The organism is Tateyamaria sp. syn59 (assembly GCF_007995245.1).
In the GTDB taxonomy this organism is placed as follows: domain Bacteria; phylum Pseudomonadota; class Alphaproteobacteria; order Rhodobacterales; family Rhodobacteraceae; genus Tateyamaria.
This window is the reverse complement of the sequence record NZ_VCBA01000008.1, coordinates 1,940-18,305: the sequence shown is the minus strand read 5'-3', so window position 1 is coordinate 18,305 and position 16,366 is coordinate 1,940. Positions and strand designations below refer to the sequence as shown.

Below are 16,366 nucleotides of genomic sequence, written 5' to 3'. Positions count from 1 at the left end.
ACCATATTGCGTCGCGTGTGTTGCAGCGCTACGCAAGGCACCGCAACACAAAGGCGCATGACATGACCCAAGCTCCCCTGCCAACCCTGGATGACATGCGCGTGGCCGTGATCGGCCTGGGCTATGTTGGGCTGCCGCTCGCCTTTGAATTCGGAAAGAAGCGGCCGACGATCGGCTTTGATCTGAATGCAGATCGGGTGGCGGAGTTGCAGGCTGGCGTTGACAGCACGAGCGAGCTTGACGATCTGGGCGCGGCCAGACATTTGCGGTGTACCACTGACCTGGCCGAGCTTGCCGACTGCAACGTTTACATCGTCGCTGTTCCGACCCCTATCGACAGTCATCGGCAACCCAACCTTGGCCCGCTTTTGGCGGCCTCACGTACTGTGGGCGAGGTGATCAGCCGGGGCGACATCGTGATCTTTGAAAGCACGGTCTACCCCGGCGCGACCGAGGAAGACTGCCTGCCGCTGGTTGAGGACGTGTCAGGCCTGACGCTCAACACTGATTTCTACGCGGGATACAGTCCCGAACGTATCAATCCCGGCGACAAGGCGCGTCCACTGCCCAAGATCATCAAGGTCACATCAGGATCCACACCCGAAGCGGGGCGTGCCATTGACGCGCTTTACAGCACCATCATCACGGCAGGCACTCATTTGGCACCGACCATTCGCGTGGCCGAAGCCTCCAAGGTGATCGAGAACACGCAACGTGACGTGAACATTGCCCTGATCAATGAACTGTCGATCATCTTTTCACATCTGGGCATTGATACGACGGCCGTGCTGGATGCCGCGACGACCAAGTGGAATTTCCATCGCTATACGCCGGGCCTGGTCGGCGGGCACTGTATCGGGGTTGATCCTTATTACCTGATCGACAAGTCAATCTCCGCCGGACACATCCCCGATGTCATCCGCATGGCGCGCGAGATCAATGATGGTATGGCGCAACACGCCGTTTCACTATTGGTCAAGGCGATGATCCGGGCGCAGGCGCGCCTGCATGGGGGCCGGGCGCTGATCCTGGGGGTCACGTTCAAGCCGAATTGCGCCGACATTCGCAATACCAAAGTCATTGATATGGTGGGCGAGTTGGAAAGCTACGGGCTGCAGGTGGACATTCATGATCCATGGGCCGATGCACAGCAGGTGCAGGCAGAATATGGTGTCGATTTGCTAGACGTGCTGCCGGATAAGAGCGTCTATGACGCCGTGGTCCTGGCGGTGCCGCATGATGAGTTTGTTCACCAAGGTGCGGGGCGCTTGCGGGCATTGCTGGCGGACAAGGGCGTTTTGTTCGATATGAAAGCGGTATTCGGTCCTGATGAAAGCGATCTGCGGCTTTAACTGACCAAGGCTCTGGCCGCCATTGCCGCCGCATGCTCGCCCGTTTCGATTGCGCCTTCGATCAGCCCTCCATGGGTAGCGGACACTTCGGCCCCGGCAAAGAACAGGCGCCCGCCAACTGAACCGGTGGCTGACAGTGCGCCGTAGTTCGGATGACCATGCGGTTGCGTCCGGTCTGCAGGCGTGGCCGTAAGGCGTTCTGCTGCCCAGTCCATCACTGCAGTGCGACGAGGCTGTGCAGCCTTTGGCCCGAACAAGCGTTTCAATTGTGCAAGTGACCGGCGCGTGAGCTCTGCTTGATCCTGCCGGGCGTCGAACGGAAGACTGACAAAGCCGAACAATGCGAATACTCCGGCTTCGGTATCCGACTGGTCGGCAATTTCAAAAAGCGGCCCACGGTGACTGATCGCGCCGCCTGACAGGCCCGCGTCGCGCCAGAAAGGGTCGTCATATTGCACAACCACTTTGGCATGGGCCGCCATCCAAGTCGGCCACCGGACAAGCCCTTGCGCTACTGGCGTCGGCCACGCTGGTGTGACCTTCCACGCAGCGGCGATCGGTCCTGGCACAGCGCAGATTACGACATCGGCTTTCCACGTGCCGGACTGTGTTGTGACCTGTGGTCGCCCGCGCAGGTCGAGCGTATGTACCTCTTGTGTCAGGTGGATAGTGCCCTGTGGCAGGGCAGCGGCCACGCGCTGCGCGAGCGTTTGAACCCCGCTCCGGATGCGAGCAGCATCGGTATATCGTTTGGGGAAGGCGCCACGTTGCAGGTTGCCTTCGGTTTCAAGTACGAAGTCGCCCGTCTCGTCCTGGGGCAGGGTGCTCATGTCCATCTCGTTCAGCAACGCCATGATGTTTGGCTGGTAGGCGGGCCAAATCCAGGCGGGGCCAAGGTCTATACCGCCCTGCGCGACCGGGAGGGTCAGGGCGCGCCCACCGACACGGTCCCGTGCCTCGAGCACAGTAACATCATGCCCGACCTGATGAAGGCGCAGCGCGGCAACCAACCCCGCAAGGCCAGCGCCCAGAACCAGCGCACGTGTCACTGCGTGATCATCTGGCGGAGGTGGCCGGTCTTGGTCCATATGCGTGCGCCTGCCGGTCCGGATGTCATCGTCGCAGCACTGCCCGGCGCCAGACGCATCCAGTCCCGCGGGCCGAGTGTTGTATCGCCGTCAGACACTGCGCCTTCTAGGATCAGGATTTCGGCGCCACCGGGCGCGTGAAACTGGTGGGTGACATCGGGTTGCCAGACCTCAAGTGCAACATGTTCTTGCGCGTCCTCGAACAGGATGGCTGTTTCCACGCCGACGCGCTTCTGGTCTGGCTCGGTTTTCACGGTATTCATATCAACGCGCACGTGTTGCCGGTCTTCGGGGTCGAACTGCCAGAGCTTCACAAAGATCGTCGCGCCGGGTTTCGAACTGGGCGTGTGGCGCGACGTGGGCGGGTTACGCACATATGTGCCCACAGGAAAGTCACCCGCTTCGTCCTGAAACACACCTTCGAGCACAATGTATTCCTCCCCGCCGTCATGGGTGTGCGGAGCAAACGCGCTGCCGGGCGCAAAACGCACAATCGTGGTGGCCCGCGCGACCTCATCCCCGATCCGGTCCAGCATCTTGCGCTCGACCCCGGCAGAGGGGGACTTTCGCCATGGGTTGTCTGCGTTTAGAACGAGTACGGTCTGGGTGAAGTCGGCGTTCAGTTCCATGTTCACTAGCCTTTTATCGCATTGCCTTCCAATAGGTAGGTAATTGACTTGAATGTGCAAGGTAACTGCCCCACTTACCATTCAAAATATACTGTGGAAGTATCTATCTATAGGTAGGTCAGTGGAAACAAAAACGCATCTTCTTGATCAGGCAGAGCACTTGGCGCGCCAGCGAGGCTTTGACGGGTTCAGCTTTGCGGACCTTGCCGCTGGCGCTGATATTCGCAAGGCGTCGGTTCACTACCACTTTCCGTCAAAGGGCGATCTGTCTCTGGCGCTGATCGCGCGCTACCGATCCGTTTTCGTTCAGAGATTGCAGGACATATCCGACAGTCATCCGACAGCAAGCGCGCGGCTCTTGAGCTTTCTTGGGCTCTATCGCACTGCGTCAGACGGGGGGCGCAGCCTGTGCCTATGTGTGGCGCTGTCGGTCACCCAGACAGTGCTGCCAGAAGAGACCACGGCCGAGCTTGCTGCGTTCCACCGGGACGTGACGGCCTGGCTTGAAACCGTGTTTCGGCTTGGGCAATCCGATGGCAGTGTGCAGCAGGTCGTTGATCCGCGCGCGGACGCGCAGGCGGCCATGGCACAGGTCGAAGGCGCTCAAATCATGGCCCGTGCCGCTGGCGACCCAGCGCGGTTTGAGGCTGCTATCGCGACGCTCGTATCCCGCGCCGTCTAGCGAAGGGCTGGGTTAGGCTATCCGGCCTTCAAATGTCTTTACGGCAATCCCTTCGCCCTCCAGCGTGCGGCGGACAGAGGCCGCGATGTCCACTGCTTCGGGCGTGTCCCCGTGGCAGCAGATCGAGTCGATGGGCGTTTCGATCCGTTTGCCGCTTTCGGTGATGATGGCCTGTGCCTGGACCATGTCGACCATCCGTTTGCCCGCGAGGTCAGCATCATGGATGATAGCCCCTGGCTGACGGCGATCGACCAGTGTTGCGTCGTCATTGTAGGCGCGGTCGGCAAAGATTTCGCAGGCAAAGCGCGCTCCGATAGAGCGGATGGCGCGTTCCTGTGCGGTCGCGGCCAGAACCATGATGATCGCGTCGGGATGGGCAGACAGGGCCGCCTCGTAACAGGCGCGCGCCATATCCTCATTCTCGGACGTCATGTTGCCGAGCGCCCCGTGCAGTTTGATATGCCGTACCGTGGCGCCAAGGGCGTTGGCCATGCCGAGGCTTGCGCCCACCTGGCAGCGGATGGAATTCTGCAGAGACTTCAGCGGCATGTCGATGCGCCGCCGGCCAAACCCCTGGATGTCGGCAAAGCCCGGATGCGATCCGATCCCGACGCCCTTCTCCAACGCGATGCTCATCGTTGTCGCCATCACGTCGGGATCACCAGCATGGGCGCCGCACGCGATATTGGCTGAGGTGACGGTGTTCAGCAGCGCAGCATCGTTGCCCATTTTCCAGGGACCAAAGCTTTCGCCCATATCGGCGTTCAAGTCGACTTGCATTTCCTTATCCTTTGTCCAGCGGAGCATCGGTGGCAGAGATTGCACCCCCGACCAGTTGGTAGCTCAAGAGGTCCTGTATCGTGGCGGGATCACGCACCAAAGGCGTTGCTGCCTTGGGTAGCGCTGCCCAGGCAGCGCGCGCCCGGGCTTCGATGGCAGCGCCCTCTTCCAGGCTGACGAACTGAAACTGCAGGGACGCCCCCGCAGGCGCTTGTGCCACGCGCGGCAGATCACATGGCAGAACGGTGCCAATCCGCGGGTAGCCGCCCGTTGTCTGGCTTTCCGCCATCAGGACAAAGGGCGTGCCGTCGCCGGTGATCTGGATGTCGCCGGGTACGATAACCTCACTCACGATGCCGAGCGCCTTGGCTGCGGAGAAGCCTTCGCCATCACTGTCCATGCGGATGCCCTGCCGGTTGGCCCGTGGGTCACGGCGAAAGGTTGTTTGTTCAAACCGTGCCCGCGTCTCCGGTGCGAAATCGTCGGTCTGCATGCTTGGCACGATCCGCACCGTGCCGCCGGTGAACCGGGTATCGCGCGGAAGCGTCAGGCCAATGTCTGTGCGCGTGTCCTGTCCGACGGGCAGTGTATCCCCGGCGGCAATCAATGTGCCCAGCCCGCAGGACTGGTGCGTCGCGCGTGATCCCAGCATGACATCTGTTTCAAAACCGCCGCCGATATTCAGGTAGCCGTAAGTACCCGCCCGTGTAGGCCCGATGCTGAGCAGACTGCCAGCAGGAACACTGTGACTTGCGTTCCACGCCACCGCCGCGCCATCGATCTGGGCCGTCATTTCGGCGCCGGAGAGTGCAATGCGAACATCTGCAGTCGCTTCAAACGTGCCACCGGTGCCGACCATTTCCACAACGGCGAGGTCGGCTGCCTGACCCAATAGCGCCGCTCCTTCGTACACGGCCAACCGGTCGGCCGCGCCCCCGCGTGTCAGACCCTTGGCGAGAAATCCGGTCCGACCGAGGTCTTGTACAGCGACGCCTGGCCCGACTTGGTGCACGTGCAGCGCGGTCATTCCAGCACCGTCCGTGTTGCACCGCCCGTCCCATCGGTCACCTTCGCCTCGATCCGTGCGAGTTCGCGGGCCGAGATGTCGGCGAATTGCACCTCATCGCCCGGCGCGAGAGGAAAGGGCGTGTCCCCGCTTGGACGGAAACACGCGAACGCGCTTTGGCCCACGTGAAGCCAGCCGGTGGGCGTATCCTTTGCAAACAGGCAGATCTGCCGGACCGCTGCCACCAGCGCTCCGGCGGGCACATTCGGCGTAAGCTGTTTCTGTCGCGGGATGTTCCAGGCATCACTCAACGTGCCGAGATAAGGCTGACCCGGCGCAAAGCCCAGCGTCAGAACCCGCAGCCGGGTCGAGGTCAGATCCTGCATCGCGTCGGCTTCGCTGAGGCCCGCAGCTTCGGCAGCTTCACGTAGTTGCGGTGCCCGGTCGCCGCCAAAGACCGCTGGAATGGTCCACAATGCGCGGCCTGCGGGCAGGGGTGCTGCCCCCCAGTTCTGCCTGCTCAGCACGTCTTCGAGCCGAGCGGCGATGTCTTCGAAGCGATGTTCTGACAGATCAATCCGGAAAAACGCTGACACCAGTGTGCTGCTGCTTTCGGCCACCATGTCCCAGTCTTGTCCGTCTATTTCGCTACGAAAGGCGATGGCTGCGCGGTTAGCAGCATCCGTTGCCGTGTCGCCGAAGGTGACAAGCACGCCCTCCAGGCCGACGGATCGGACACGGGGCACATATGTTGCATCAGGGGCCATGAGCGGCAGCGTACGCACTGCGTCTGCGGGTGCAACGCTAAAGCGCTGTGCGCAGCCAGCCATCATCAAATGCGACGTTCGATACACCTGCCAATCGAGATATGCGGTCAAGCTCTGCCTCAAACGCGGCGTGTCGTCCCTTTCCCCAGCGGATCTTGCGCTCGGGCCAGAGGGCACGGACGCGCAAGACGTCATCAGCCCGGTGCGCTTTCATGTCGACGCGGCCTACAACGCGGTCGCCTTCCAGCATCGGGAAGACATAGTAGCCATAGGTCCGCTTGGGCTCTGGCACGAAAATCTCGATCCGGTAGGCGAAGCCGAACAGGCGCTCGGCGCGCTTGCGGTCGCGCAAAGCCGGGTCAAACGGGCTAAGAACGCGCAGGCGCCCGGTCGGCTCACAGTCGCGTGCCAGATCATCGGGCAAGGATGGCCAAGCATAGGCGGGACGCACTGAGCCATCAACGCCCGTTACCTGCACCTCGATAATGCGGCCGCTTTCGAGGGCTTGCGCGCACCACGCTTTGGCCTCTGCCGGGCTGATATGGTCCCAAAACGCTGCCAATTCGCCATGTGTGGCAAAGCCCAGGCGATCCAAAGCTTCGCGGCAGCACCAGTCGATGGTTTCCTCGGCGTCTGGTGCATTTCCGATGGTGCGGGCGTCAAGGACACGTTCGGTCAGGTCGTAATACTTCTGGAAGCCCTCGCGCTTGACCACTTGCAAGGCCCCGCTGCGCCACAGGTATTCGAGCGCGGTTTTGGACGGGTGCCAATCCCACCATCCGCCGGACCCGCGTTTTTCATCTTCACCCACGTCGCCGGAACAGCACGGCCCGCGTTCGCGGATGCGGTCGAGAACGGGTTGAAACTTTGCCTCGAACCCTTCACGGCGCCAGGCGCTCCACTTCTCGCGGAGGCGGGCGGCGTCGCGCTCGCGGCGCAGGTGCCAGTAGGGATAAAATGCCGCCGGGATCACGGCCGCGTCGTGGGTCCAGTGTTCGAACAGGGCGCGGTCCCGTTCATACAAGTTTTTGAGGTTCTTGGTGCGGTAGCGCGGCTTGCGCGAAAACAGGATCAGATCATGCGCGCGCGCGACGGTGTTTATGCTGTCCAGTTGGACAAACCCAAGCTGCGTGATCACGTCCAGCAAAGCAGTTCCGTGCGCCGCCCCCGCTGGAGTGTCCGACAAGCCGTGCCGGTGCAAAAAAACGCGCCGCGCCGCGTGGTTGGTCAGTGTGAACGGCGTCACGCCCGCAAGGCGCGGCGCAGCGTGTCACCGTAGGAAATGGTGGGGGTCAGCGTGATGTGTTTGGGCGCCTGATCCGCGCCTTCGGCATTGCGGTCACGAATAATCTCTGCAGCGGCGCGACCGATTTCAAGTCGGCAGGCATCGGTCGTGGCCAACTGGCGCGGCAGACCCTGCAGCAACTCGACCCCGTTGAACCCGGCAAGCCCGATTTGCCCAGGCACGTCGATCCCTTCATCGAGTAGGTAAAGTAAACCGCCTGCACCGATCATGTCGTTGGAGTAATACAAAAAATCCAGATCGGGGTTCTCGTCCAGCATGGCCTTGGTCATTTCACGCCCCTTGGCCAGCGCCGAACCGCCCTCGTAAAAGTCACGCGCTTCGATTTCGATCCCGGCCTTGGCGAGGCCTTCGGTCAGCCCCTCGAACCGTTTTCGAGCCCGGTGGTCGCGCGGCATGGAGGTGCCCATGAAGCCGATGCGAGAATAGCCCTGCTTCAGAATCGCCTTGGCCATATCGAGGCCCGCCTGGCGGTGCGAAATGCCGACCATGTTGTCGACAGGGTTCCCATCTGTGTCCATGATCTCGACCACGGGGATACCTGCATTCTGCAGCATGGCCTGAGCGGCGTCGGAGTGTTCAAGGCCCGCGATGATCACACCCGAGGGCCGCCACGACAGCATTTCGTAAAGCACGCGCTCTTCCTTGTCGCGCATGTAGTCTGTAACGCCAAAGACCGGCTGCAACGGCGTGTCCTCCAAGACCTGATTGATACCGGTCAGGACTTCGGGAAAAACCATGTTGCTGAGCGATGGCACAATAACTGCCACAAGATTCACGTGCTGCGAGGCAAGCGAGCCCGCGATCTGGTTTGGGACATAGCCGAGGGTCTGCGCCGCTTCGAGCACCTTTTTGCGCGTCGCTTCAGACACATCGCCCCGATTGCGCAGTACTCGGCTGACGGTCATTTCCGACACACCAGAGGCTGCAGAGACGTCGCGCAAGGTCAGCGGGCGGGCGGGGCGATCGGTCAAGGGCAGTCCTTTCTGGCTTTGACCCGAGTTACCGTCAAAACTGCGCAGGATTCAAGTATTTGGACACTCCGAACCATGCTGAAACAGGTGACAAAGCGCTTATAGCACGGTAGGTGCGAAGGACACGCGGCCCCGTGGCTCAACTGGATAGAGCAGCCCCCTCCTAAGGGGCAGGTTGCAGGTTCGAATCCTGCCGGGGTCGCCAAAAATCGTGATGCTTGCGTTTCAGTACGGCAAGCCGACGTAGCTGAGTGCCATGGCCGCCTGCGCTTCGCGGCTGTCGCGCAGAAGGGCGAGTTCTGCCATCTGCATCTTTTTGTCAAAGGCCGTTTGGCCGGGAAAATGGTGCATTAGGGTCGAAAACCACCAGCTGAAGCGCTGGGTCTTCCAAACCCGTGCCAGGGCGCGTTCCGAATACCGATCAATCCCGTCGCTGTCGCCATCGGCGTAAAAATGACGCAGACCCTGGTTCAGATAATGGACGTCCGATGCGGCCGTATTCAGACCCTTGGCACCTGTGGGCGGAACGATATGCGCGGCATCCCCGCACAAAAACAAGCGCCCCCACCGCATCGGTTCACAGACAAAGCTACGCAAGGGCGCGATAGACTTTTCAATGCTGGGCCCCGTGATCAGGGCTTCGGCAGCCTGTGGCGGAATGCGGCGGCGCAATTCGTCCCAGAACGCGTCATCGCTCCAGTTGGCGGGGTCGTCCGAGGTGTCGCATTGGATGTAGTAGCGGCTGAGATTTGCATTGCGCATCGAACATAGGGCAAAGCCGCGGTCTGAATTGGCGTAGATCAATTCGTCATTGACGGGCGGTGTTTCAGAGAGGATGCCAAGCCAGCCAAAGGGATAAACCTTTTCATATTCCTGGCGCACGTTTTCCGGGATCGTCTTTCGGCTGACACCGTGAAAGCCATCGCAACCGGCGACAAAGTCACAGGCGATCTCCCGGTTTCGCCCGTTTTGACGGAAGGTCACTCGCGGCGCATCGCTATCTGCATCGTGGATTACAACGTCTTCGACCTCGAAATGGATGTCGCCGCCTGTCGCATCGCGCGCGTCGTACAGGTCTCGCGTCACTTCTGTCTGACCATAGACCAGAACCGTCGCATCGGTGTGGGAGGCAAAGTCGACGCGAAACATATCGTTGTCGTAGGCAATGAGGGTGCCGTCATGGACGAACCCTTCGGCCTTCATGCGCGTGTCAACGCCCGCCTGACCCATCAGGTCAACGAGGCCGCGTTCCAGAACACCGGCGCGGATGCGGCCAAGCACATGCGCCCGGGATTGCCGCTCGAGCACGACGCTTTCAATGCCTGCCTTGTTCAGCAATTGGCCCAACAGCAAGCCTGATGGGCCGCCGCCGACAATAACGACCTGAGTGCGCATGGCTTCCCTCCCCCGAAGGCTTGTCACAGGTCGCACCTGTTGGGTCAAGGCGAGCTGGCGGCCGCCGTGACGTCCCGCGCGTAGCTGGCGAAAGATTGAATTTCAGCCGCCGTTGGCTCTTTGCCCGTGAACGCCACGAGGTACCCGGGAACCATGGCCAACCGGTCGTCCAGTGTTTCATTCAGGTTCGCGTCATCATACCCGAGCTGCATGTAGTAGATGACGCGGGCACGCGCCGTCGCCTCAAGCGGCGGATAGTCAAAGCGCAGGAACATTTCTGTCAGCGCCTTCAACCGCGCCTCATCCCCTGCTTTCATGACGTCATTCACGCGCGCTGCACGGCGTGCCCAGTCGCGGATTGCAAAGTCGAGCCGGTTGTCAAAGAGCGCGGAATTGATGTTGCAGCGAAAGATGTTGCAGCACGCTTCGGTGATGGTGCGCGCCGGGGCGTTGGCCTGTGCCACCATGGCCGCCGTGTTCGTGCGCTCCCAATGGTCGAGCAGGGCATTGAGCAGATCTGTGCGGCTTTTAAAGTACCAATAGAAACTGGATCGTGAAACATTCATCCCGCTTGCCAGATCCGCCACCTTCACGGATTCGACGCCGCCGGATTTCAACACCGACAGGGCGGCGTTCAACCAATCCTGGCGGGTGACTTTGACGTTGCCGATCAGCGGATCCTTCGCGGGATCGTCACGGTGGAGAACTGGATTTGTCATCAGTTGACCGGCGCGCAGCCGCCAGCTGCTGTCTTGTCGGCAATGTACTTGTGCAGTGCCTCAATGCGGTCGCCGTCGGTCGCAGGCGGGGCGAAGTCGCGAAGGATGCCCTTCCAGATGGCGGTCGCGCGTGCGGTTGCGTCGATGCTGCCGCGCTCTTGCCATGTTCCGAAGTTCGCAAAATCGGCTACGACCGGTTCATAGAATTCAGTCGCATAGCGTTCCATCGTGTGGGCCGCGCCAAAGAAGTGCCCGCCCGGCTGTACCTCTTCAAGTGCGCCAAGCGCGATTTCATCGGCATCGGCAGCCGTTGTGGTACAGAGCTCCGCAATCATTTGAAGCACTTCGACATCCGTCACCAGTTTTTCGTACGAGATCGTCAGCCCGCCCTCCAGCCACCCCGCAGCGTGAAGCGTCACCGTCGCGCCAGCGAGCAGGCAGCCCCATGTCCCGAATTGCGTCTCGTTGGCGGCCTGCACATCCCCAAGGTTGGCCGCAGAGCCGGAAGCACATCTCCAGGGCAGCCCGATGTGCCGGGCAAGCTGCCCTGCTGCCAAGGACGCCTTGAAATGCTCCGGCGTGCCAAAGATCGGTGCACCGGATTTCATGTCCACATTCGACGTAAACGTGCCGTAGCATACGGGGGCTCCGGGATTGACCAATTGGCCCAGGGTGATCGCCGCTAAAGCCTCGGCATGGCTGAGCGTCATGGCGCCCGCAACGGTGATCGGTGCCATCGCTCCCATGAGGGTGAAGGGTGTGATGATGGCCATTTGTCCGTGACGGGCAAAGTCCATCACACCAAGCGCCATTGGGATATCCAACTGGCGTGGTGAATTGGTGTTGATGATGGTGTAGCAATGCGATTGCGCAGCGAAATCCTGATCCGAGAGGCCACGGAAATCGCGCAGCATCTCGAACGATTCCTCGACCTGGCCGGTCCCACGGGAGAAGATAAACGGCAGCTTGTCCGTAAGCTCCATCTGCCCTTTCGTCATCGCGTAATGGCGCAGGTGAATAGGTACGTCCTGTGGCTCAACCAGCGGCGGGATCATGTGCAGCACGTCATAATGCTGCGTCAGTGTGATCAGTTCGCGAAAGTCCTGTTCGGTGCCGGGTCTGCGTCCTCGTTCCAAGTCGGTTGCGTGGGGGCAGCCCGCGCCGGGCTGGAAGATCATCGACCCCAGCTCCATCATCAGATCCCGGTCTGGATTGCCTGCAATAAGCGGAAAGGATTTGGGTGCGGCGGCCAGCGCGGCCTCGACCATCTCGCGCCCGATATGCACCATCTCGGTGCTGTCATCGACGCGCGCTCCGCCCGCCTTGAAGTGTGCCCGCGCTTCGGGCAGCAGCACCTTGATCCCGAGGCGTTCCAGCACATCAAGTGATGCGTTGTGGATGGCTGCGATCCGGTCGTCCGAGAATACGCTCATCGGCGGGAAAGGATTGCGCAGGCTGCGGTAATTGGTGGTGCGCGACTTTTGCGGCGGCGCGCCCCGTCCCCGGCGGCGGCGAGAATGCTCGGTCATCCGCGCATGGCCTGGCCCGCCGGATCATAGGGTGATGGTGGGATCACACGCGCCGCCCGCTCGACCCCGACCACATGCACTTTCAGCTCGGTGCCCGGGTCCGCATAGTCGGTGTCCACCAGTGCCATTGCGAGTGACTTTTGGACGGTGTGTCCATACCCACCTGAGGTCACGAAGCCTACGCGCCCGTCGCCGTTCCAAACAGGTTCGTAGCCGCTCGCATCCGCGTCGTCGGCATCAATTTCCAGCGTCACGAGCCGTTGCGCGGGGCCGTTTCCATCACGCTCGGCCTGCGCTGCGGCCTTGCCCACAAAGGACTTGTCCCAGTCGATCCAGCGGTCCATGCCTGTCATGCTTGGGGTATATCCCTGCGTGAACTCCGCCGACCAGATGCCAAAGGATTTCTCCAGTCGAAGCGACAGCATGGCGTTGAAGCCGTATTCCTGCATCCCGAATTCTGCGCCCGCCTCCAACAGGGTGCGCCGCAGCTTCACATGATCGCCATAGCGGCAACTGATCTCGTATCCCAACTCCCCCGCGACGGACATGCGTGCCACCTTGCCCCGGACCATGCCGACATCGAACGCACCGCAGCCCATGAACTTCAGCGCGCTGATATCCTGATGGCACAGCTTTTCCATCACCTTGCGCGAATTCGGACCGGTGAGGGCGAAACCGCACATTTCCTCTCCCAGATCGCGCACGCTCACGCCGTCGATCATGTGATCATCAAACCAGCGCATGTGCCAGGCACGCAGGTAGTACGACCCCATGATCCACCACGTCCCGTCACCCCAGTTCAGGATGGTCAGATCACCCTTGAGCCGTCCGTCCTCTCCCAGCATCGGCGCCAGCTTGGCCCGACCGGGGGTAGGCAGTTTCGAGGCCATGATGTTGTTCAGCCAGACTTCGGCATTTGGCCCGCTGACCTCGAACCGGGAAAACCCGGTGATGTCGACCATGCCTACGTTTTCGCGCACATTCCGGCATTCCGCGGCCACGATATCGAACGCATTCGAGCGTTTGAGGGTCAGGTTCTCTTCAAACTCGGCCGATGGCGCGAAATAGAGCGGTGTTTCCAGATCCCAGCTTGACCCCCAGCGACACCCGGCAGCGGTCATTGCATCGTGCGCCGGCGCCATTTTCAGAGGACGGCCTGCGGGAAGTTGTTCGTTCGGATAGGACATCACAAACCGGCGGGAGTAGAACTGGCCCGTGGTTTCCTTGATGTACTGCTTGTTCTCGGCGAACTTGCCATAGCGGGCGACATCCATGCCGTAGACATCGGCCTCGGGCTCGCCTTCGATCATCCATTCGGCAAGGCTTTTGCCCACACCGCCACCCTGCAGGAAACCGGCCATGACGGCGCACGCCGACCAATAGCCCTTTTTGCCGGGCACCGGCCCCACCAGCGGATTGCCGTCCGGCGAGAAGGTAAAGGCGCCGTTGACCCAGGTTTTAATCCCCACATTCTCTGCCGACGGATAACGGGCAAAGCCCAGCATCAGCTCGTTCTCGATCCGGTCGAGGTCTTCCTGAAACAGCTCCATCCCGTAGTTCCATGGTGCACCGTCCATGGCCCAGTGCTGGTGCTCAATCTCGTAGATGCCGATCAGGATGCCCTTCTGGTCCTGCCGCATATACGTGAACCCTTCGAGGTCGACGGTCATCGGCATTTCGAAATCATGCGCGGCAACTTCGGGGATCTGGTCGGTGATCAGGTAGTGGTGCTTGAGCGGCGACACCGGCAACTCGATCCCTGCCATGCGGCCCACCTGCTTGGCCCAGAGACCCCCAGCGTTCACCACATGCTCGCAGCGTATGTCACCCTTGTTTGTCTTGACTATCCATCCGTCATGGACCTGCTCCAGCGCCTCGACCTTGGTGTGTTCAAAGACACTCGCGCCCCGCTTTTTGGCGGCTGTGGCGTATGCGTGGACGGTGCCTGTGGTGTCCACATACCCCTCGCGGTCGGCCCACATCGCGCCCAGCACACCGTCCGTTGACATTATGGGACAACGCTCTTGCGCTTGTTGCGGGGTCAGCAACTCGCAATCCTCAATCCCGATGGACTGAAAGACGCGGTACGCCGACTGCAACCATTCCCATCGCTCCGGCGTGCCTGCGAGCGTCAGGCCACCCGTCATGTGCAGGCCGATATTCTGGCCCGACTCTTCCTGGATCTCAGGCAAAAGGTCGATGGTATACGCCTGTAATGCAGCCATGTTCGGATCAGCATTGAGCGCATGTATGCCGCCCGCGGCATGCCAACTTGACCCTGCGGTCAGCACCGATCGTTCGATCAGCGCGACGTCTGTCCATCCCATTTTGGCCAAGTGGTACAGCACCGATGCACCGACCACGCCGCCCCCGATCACCACAACGCGATATTGCGAGTTCATGCCAACCCCCTTGGTTCTCAATGTTGCACGCCGAGCGTCGGACGTACTGGACAGTTCTGTCCAGTACTTTCACGACACTGACATGTTTGGATGCGACCTTTGACCGCCATACGGCAAGAGTTGACTTGGCAGACGCTCTCATGACATGTGCATTCGATGTCCGAAATTGAGCAAGGTTTTCCGCGCCCTAAAGGCGACCGCACCCATGCTATTGTGGGTGATGGCATCACTGCGCTTGCTTTCTTTGAGGCAGCGCTGAAGCGGGACATTGATCACATCGTGGTTGTCGGCAAACAGGCCGGGCAACTCGGACGCGGTGCCGCATATGCCAAGGGTGAACCGGGAACGCCGTGGCGCTTTGCATATCTGCTTAATTCGCCAGCAGATGACATTGACCCGCAATTCGCCAAGTGGCTGGCGGGCCGCTGGGACGCCATCACCGAGAAAATGCAAAATCGGTCGCCGGACTGGTTGGGTGCGGCGGCCACACTGTTGCAGAACGATGATCTTTATGGCGTGAACGCCCCTCGCGAGTTCTATGGCGATTACATGGAAGAGCAGGCGCGCAACCTGATCTCCGACTTCGAAGGTCGAGGGGTAAGTGTCACCTTCATGGATGACATTGCGACGTCGTTGGAAGTGTCGGAAGATCAGGTGGGCATCACCACGCAAAACGGGCGTACACTGAGCGCGCAGTCGGTCGATGTGGCCCCCGGTGGTCCTTCGACGATGCGCATAAAAGGCGACGATGGCCCCTTCAGCGTGCCATCTGTCTTCGGATTCGAAGAACGTATTGCGGAACATATCCGGGCCGGTTCTGAGATCTTTTGCATTGGTGGCAACGCCGCAATGCTGGATGTGTTGCGGCTGTGCCAAAGCCTGATCCCCGAAGATGAACTGCGGTTTGTCGCCTGCGCACCCGATGGCGAGATACCCACACCGCTTGTACCGCGCCTGCCGCGCAAGCTGACTGTTCCAGAGTTCACGAGCGGCCACCACAGCGCCGAGACGTTCTTGGCCGAGGTTCGGCGCGAGATTGATAAAGCACTGGCGGCGGGGGACGAGATGCGCGAAATCCGCGCCGGGTTCCGTGCCCATTTCCTGCAAAATCCCCTGTCGGGCTACCTGCCCGATGTGGAAAAGGCGCGAAAAGTGCCTGGCGCGCTGCGGTTCTGGCTGCGCGGCGGTACGCGCGACACGATCCAGGACATGCACCGCTTTGTACGCAACGGCAAGGCACGCGTGGTCAAAGGGTTGGTGCAGGAAGTCCGAGCGCTGGACAGCGGCGCGGAGGTTGTCGTGACCGATGAAAGCGGCGCCCGCCAGCACATCAAGACAGGGTTCGTCGTCAATTGCGCAGGTGCCGGTCCCGGATCCCGCTTTGACCCATTGACCGAAGACATGTTGGCGCAAGGGCTCTTGTCGCGCAGCCACGTGGGCGGTGGCCTGCAGGTTGGTGCGGGCTGCCAGACATCTGCCCCGCGCATCCGCTACCTGTCGCCCGCCGTCAGTGAGATCGGAGACGAAGTGGTCGCGATGCCGCTTTATGACGCGCATATGCTCAGGTCATACGTCGCCCGCGCGCTCTGAGTAACGCACGGGTTCGGTGAGGTTTCGAACTGGGCAATCTGTTGCTTCACCACATAACAGCGCGAACGAAAAAGCGGCCGTCCACTGGGTAGCGTTGCCAAAGGTTTGTATTTGAAAATTGGTCGGAGTGAGAGGATTCGAACCTCCGGT

At 61.0% G+C, this 16,366-nt stretch carries 14 protein-coding genes and 1 tRNA gene; 4 read left to right on the top strand and 11 right to left on the bottom strand.

Annotated features, from left to right (window positions below; translation table 11 throughout):
• Positions 1–62 precede the first annotated feature (62 nt).
• Complete coding sequence (locus FD715_RS15440) at positions 63–1,352, top strand: nucleotide sugar dehydrogenase (RefSeq protein WP_304649944.1); 1,290 nt, start codon at positions 63–65, stop codon at positions 1,350–1,352.
• Here the strand turns inward: FD715_RS15440 and FD715_RS15435 are convergent.
• A complete protein-coding gene (locus FD715_RS15435; RefSeq protein ID WP_189799510.1) occupies positions 1,349–2,401 on the bottom strand; it encodes an NAD(P)/FAD-dependent oxidoreductase in 1,053 nt (350 codons plus the stop codon). The two genes, FD715_RS15440 and FD715_RS15435, sit on opposite strands and share 4 nt — an antisense overlap.
• Entirely contained in the window at positions 2,398–3,069 is a 672-nt protein-coding gene (locus FD715_RS15430) for a cupin domain-containing protein (protein ID WP_147111646.1), read from the bottom strand. Before FD715_RS15430 ends, FD715_RS15435 begins: the two co-directional genes overlap by 4 nt.
• A gap of 52 nt (positions 3,070–3,121) precedes the next feature.
• Between FD715_RS15430 and FD715_RS15425 the strand changes: the two genes are divergently transcribed.
• Positions 3,122–3,751, top strand: a complete 630-nt coding sequence (locus FD715_RS15425) for a TetR/AcrR family transcriptional regulator (protein WP_147111643.1) — start codon at positions 3,122–3,124, stop codon at positions 3,749–3,751.
• 12 nt (positions 3,752–3,763) lie between these two features.
• Here FD715_RS15425 and FD715_RS15420 read toward each other — a convergent pair whose 3' ends face one another.
• Genes FD715_RS15420 through FD715_RS15400 form a run of 5 tightly spaced genes read right to left on the bottom strand, consistent with a single transcriptional unit; the run spans position 3,764 to position 8,581 of the window.
• Complete coding sequence (locus tag FD715_RS15420) at positions 3,764–4,531, bottom strand: LamB/YcsF family protein (protein WP_147111640.1); 768 nt, start codon at positions 4,529–4,531, stop codon at positions 3,764–3,766.
• A gap of 4 nt (positions 4,532–4,535) precedes the next feature.
• Positions 4,536–5,558 carry a biotin-dependent carboxyltransferase family protein gene (locus FD715_RS15415; protein ID WP_147111636.1) on the bottom strand — a complete coding sequence of 341 codons (1,023 nt, stop codon included), beginning with the start codon at positions 5,556–5,558 and terminating at the stop codon, positions 4,536–4,538.
• Positions 5,555–6,304, bottom strand: coding sequence for an allophanate hydrolase subunit 1 (locus FD715_RS15410; RefSeq protein ID WP_147111633.1), 750 nt, complete (start codon positions 6,302–6,304; stop codon positions 5,555–5,557). Before FD715_RS15410 ends, FD715_RS15415 begins: the two co-directional genes overlap by 4 nt.
• A gap of 37 nt (positions 6,305–6,341) precedes the next feature.
• Positions 6,342–7,550: a winged helix-turn-helix domain-containing protein gene (locus FD715_RS15405; protein ID WP_147111630.1), complete on the bottom strand. Its 1,209-nt coding sequence runs from the start codon at positions 7,548–7,550 to the stop codon at positions 6,342–6,344.
• Complete coding sequence (locus FD715_RS15400; protein WP_147111627.1) at positions 7,547–8,581, bottom strand: LacI family DNA-binding transcriptional regulator; 1,035 nt, start codon at positions 8,579–8,581, stop codon at positions 7,547–7,549. Before FD715_RS15400 ends, FD715_RS15405 begins: the two co-directional genes overlap by 4 nt.
• 128 nt (positions 8,582–8,709) lie before the next feature.
• Here FD715_RS15400 and FD715_RS15395 point away from each other — a divergent pair.
• Positions 8,710–8,786: transfer RNA gene (locus FD715_RS15395), tRNA-Arg, on the top strand.
• A 20-nt stretch (positions 8,787–8,806) separates the two neighbouring features.
• Here the strand turns inward: FD715_RS15395 and pobA are convergent.
• Genes pobA through FD715_RS15375 form a run of 4 tightly spaced genes read right to left on the bottom strand, consistent with a single transcriptional unit; the run spans position 8,807 to position 14,626 of the window.
• Positions 8,807–9,976 (bottom strand): 4-hydroxybenzoate 3-monooxygenase, encoded by a 1,170-nt coding sequence (pobA, locus tag FD715_RS15390; protein ID WP_147111624.1) that lies wholly within the window; start codon positions 9,974–9,976, stop codon positions 8,807–8,809.
• Between the two features lie 44 nt (positions 9,977–10,020).
• Complete coding sequence (locus tag FD715_RS15385; RefSeq protein ID WP_147111621.1) at positions 10,021–10,698, bottom strand: TetR/AcrR family transcriptional regulator; 678 nt, start codon at positions 10,696–10,698, stop codon at positions 10,021–10,023.
• Positions 10,695–12,224, bottom strand: a complete 1,530-nt coding sequence (locus FD715_RS15380) for a trimethylamine methyltransferase family protein (RefSeq protein ID WP_147111618.1) — start codon at positions 12,222–12,224, stop codon at positions 10,695–10,697. Before FD715_RS15380 ends, FD715_RS15385 begins: the two co-directional genes overlap by 4 nt.
• Complete coding sequence (locus FD715_RS15375) at positions 12,221–14,626, bottom strand: FAD-dependent oxidoreductase (RefSeq protein WP_147111614.1); 2,406 nt, start codon at positions 14,624–14,626, stop codon at positions 12,221–12,223. Before FD715_RS15375 ends, FD715_RS15380 begins: the two co-directional genes overlap by 4 nt.
• Before the next feature lie 156 nt (positions 14,627–14,782).
• Here FD715_RS15375 and FD715_RS15370 point away from each other — a divergent pair, with 156 nt between their 5' ends.
• Positions 14,783–16,216, top strand: a complete 1,434-nt coding sequence (locus tag FD715_RS15370) for an FAD/NAD(P)-binding protein (RefSeq protein WP_147111611.1) — start codon at positions 14,783–14,785, stop codon at positions 16,214–16,216.
• Positions 16,217–16,366: the final 150 nt, after the last annotated feature.

Coding starts and splice junctions, on each gene's coding strand:
- FD715_RS15410 (WP_147111633.1), bottom strand. CDS start 6,304: ATGGCCCCTGATGCAACATATGTGCCCCGTGTCCGATCCGTCGGCCTG.
- FD715_RS15440 (WP_304649944.1), top strand. CDS start 63: ATGACCCAAGCTCCCCTGCCAACCCTGGATGACATGCGCGTGGCCGTG.
- FD715_RS15370 (WP_147111611.1), top strand. CDS start 14,783: ATGTCCGAAATTGAGCAAGGTTTTCCGCGCCCTAAAGGCGACCGCACC.
- FD715_RS15375 (WP_147111614.1), bottom strand. CDS start 14,626: ATGAACTCGCAATATCGCGTTGTGGTGATCGGGGGCGGCGTGGTCGGT.
- FD715_RS15420 (WP_147111640.1), bottom strand. CDS start 4,531: ATGCAAGTCGACTTGAACGCCGATATGGGCGAAAGCTTTGGTCCCTGG.
- FD715_RS15415 (WP_147111636.1), bottom strand. CDS start 5,558: ATGACCGCGCTGCACGTGCACCAAGTCGGGCCAGGCGTCGCTGTACAA.
- FD715_RS15425 (WP_147111643.1), top strand. CDS start 3,122: ATGTGCAAGGTAACTGCCCCACTTACCATTCAAAATATACTGTGGAAG.
- FD715_RS15380 (WP_147111618.1), bottom strand. CDS start 12,224: ATGACCGAGCATTCTCGCCGCCGCCGGGGACGGGGCGCGCCGCCGCAA.
- pobA (WP_147111624.1), bottom strand. CDS start 9,976: ATGCGCACTCAGGTCGTTATTGTCGGCGGCGGCCCATCAGGCTTGCTG.
- FD715_RS15430 (WP_147111646.1), bottom strand. CDS start 3,069: ATGGAACTGAACGCCGACTTCACCCAGACCGTACTCGTTCTAAACGCA.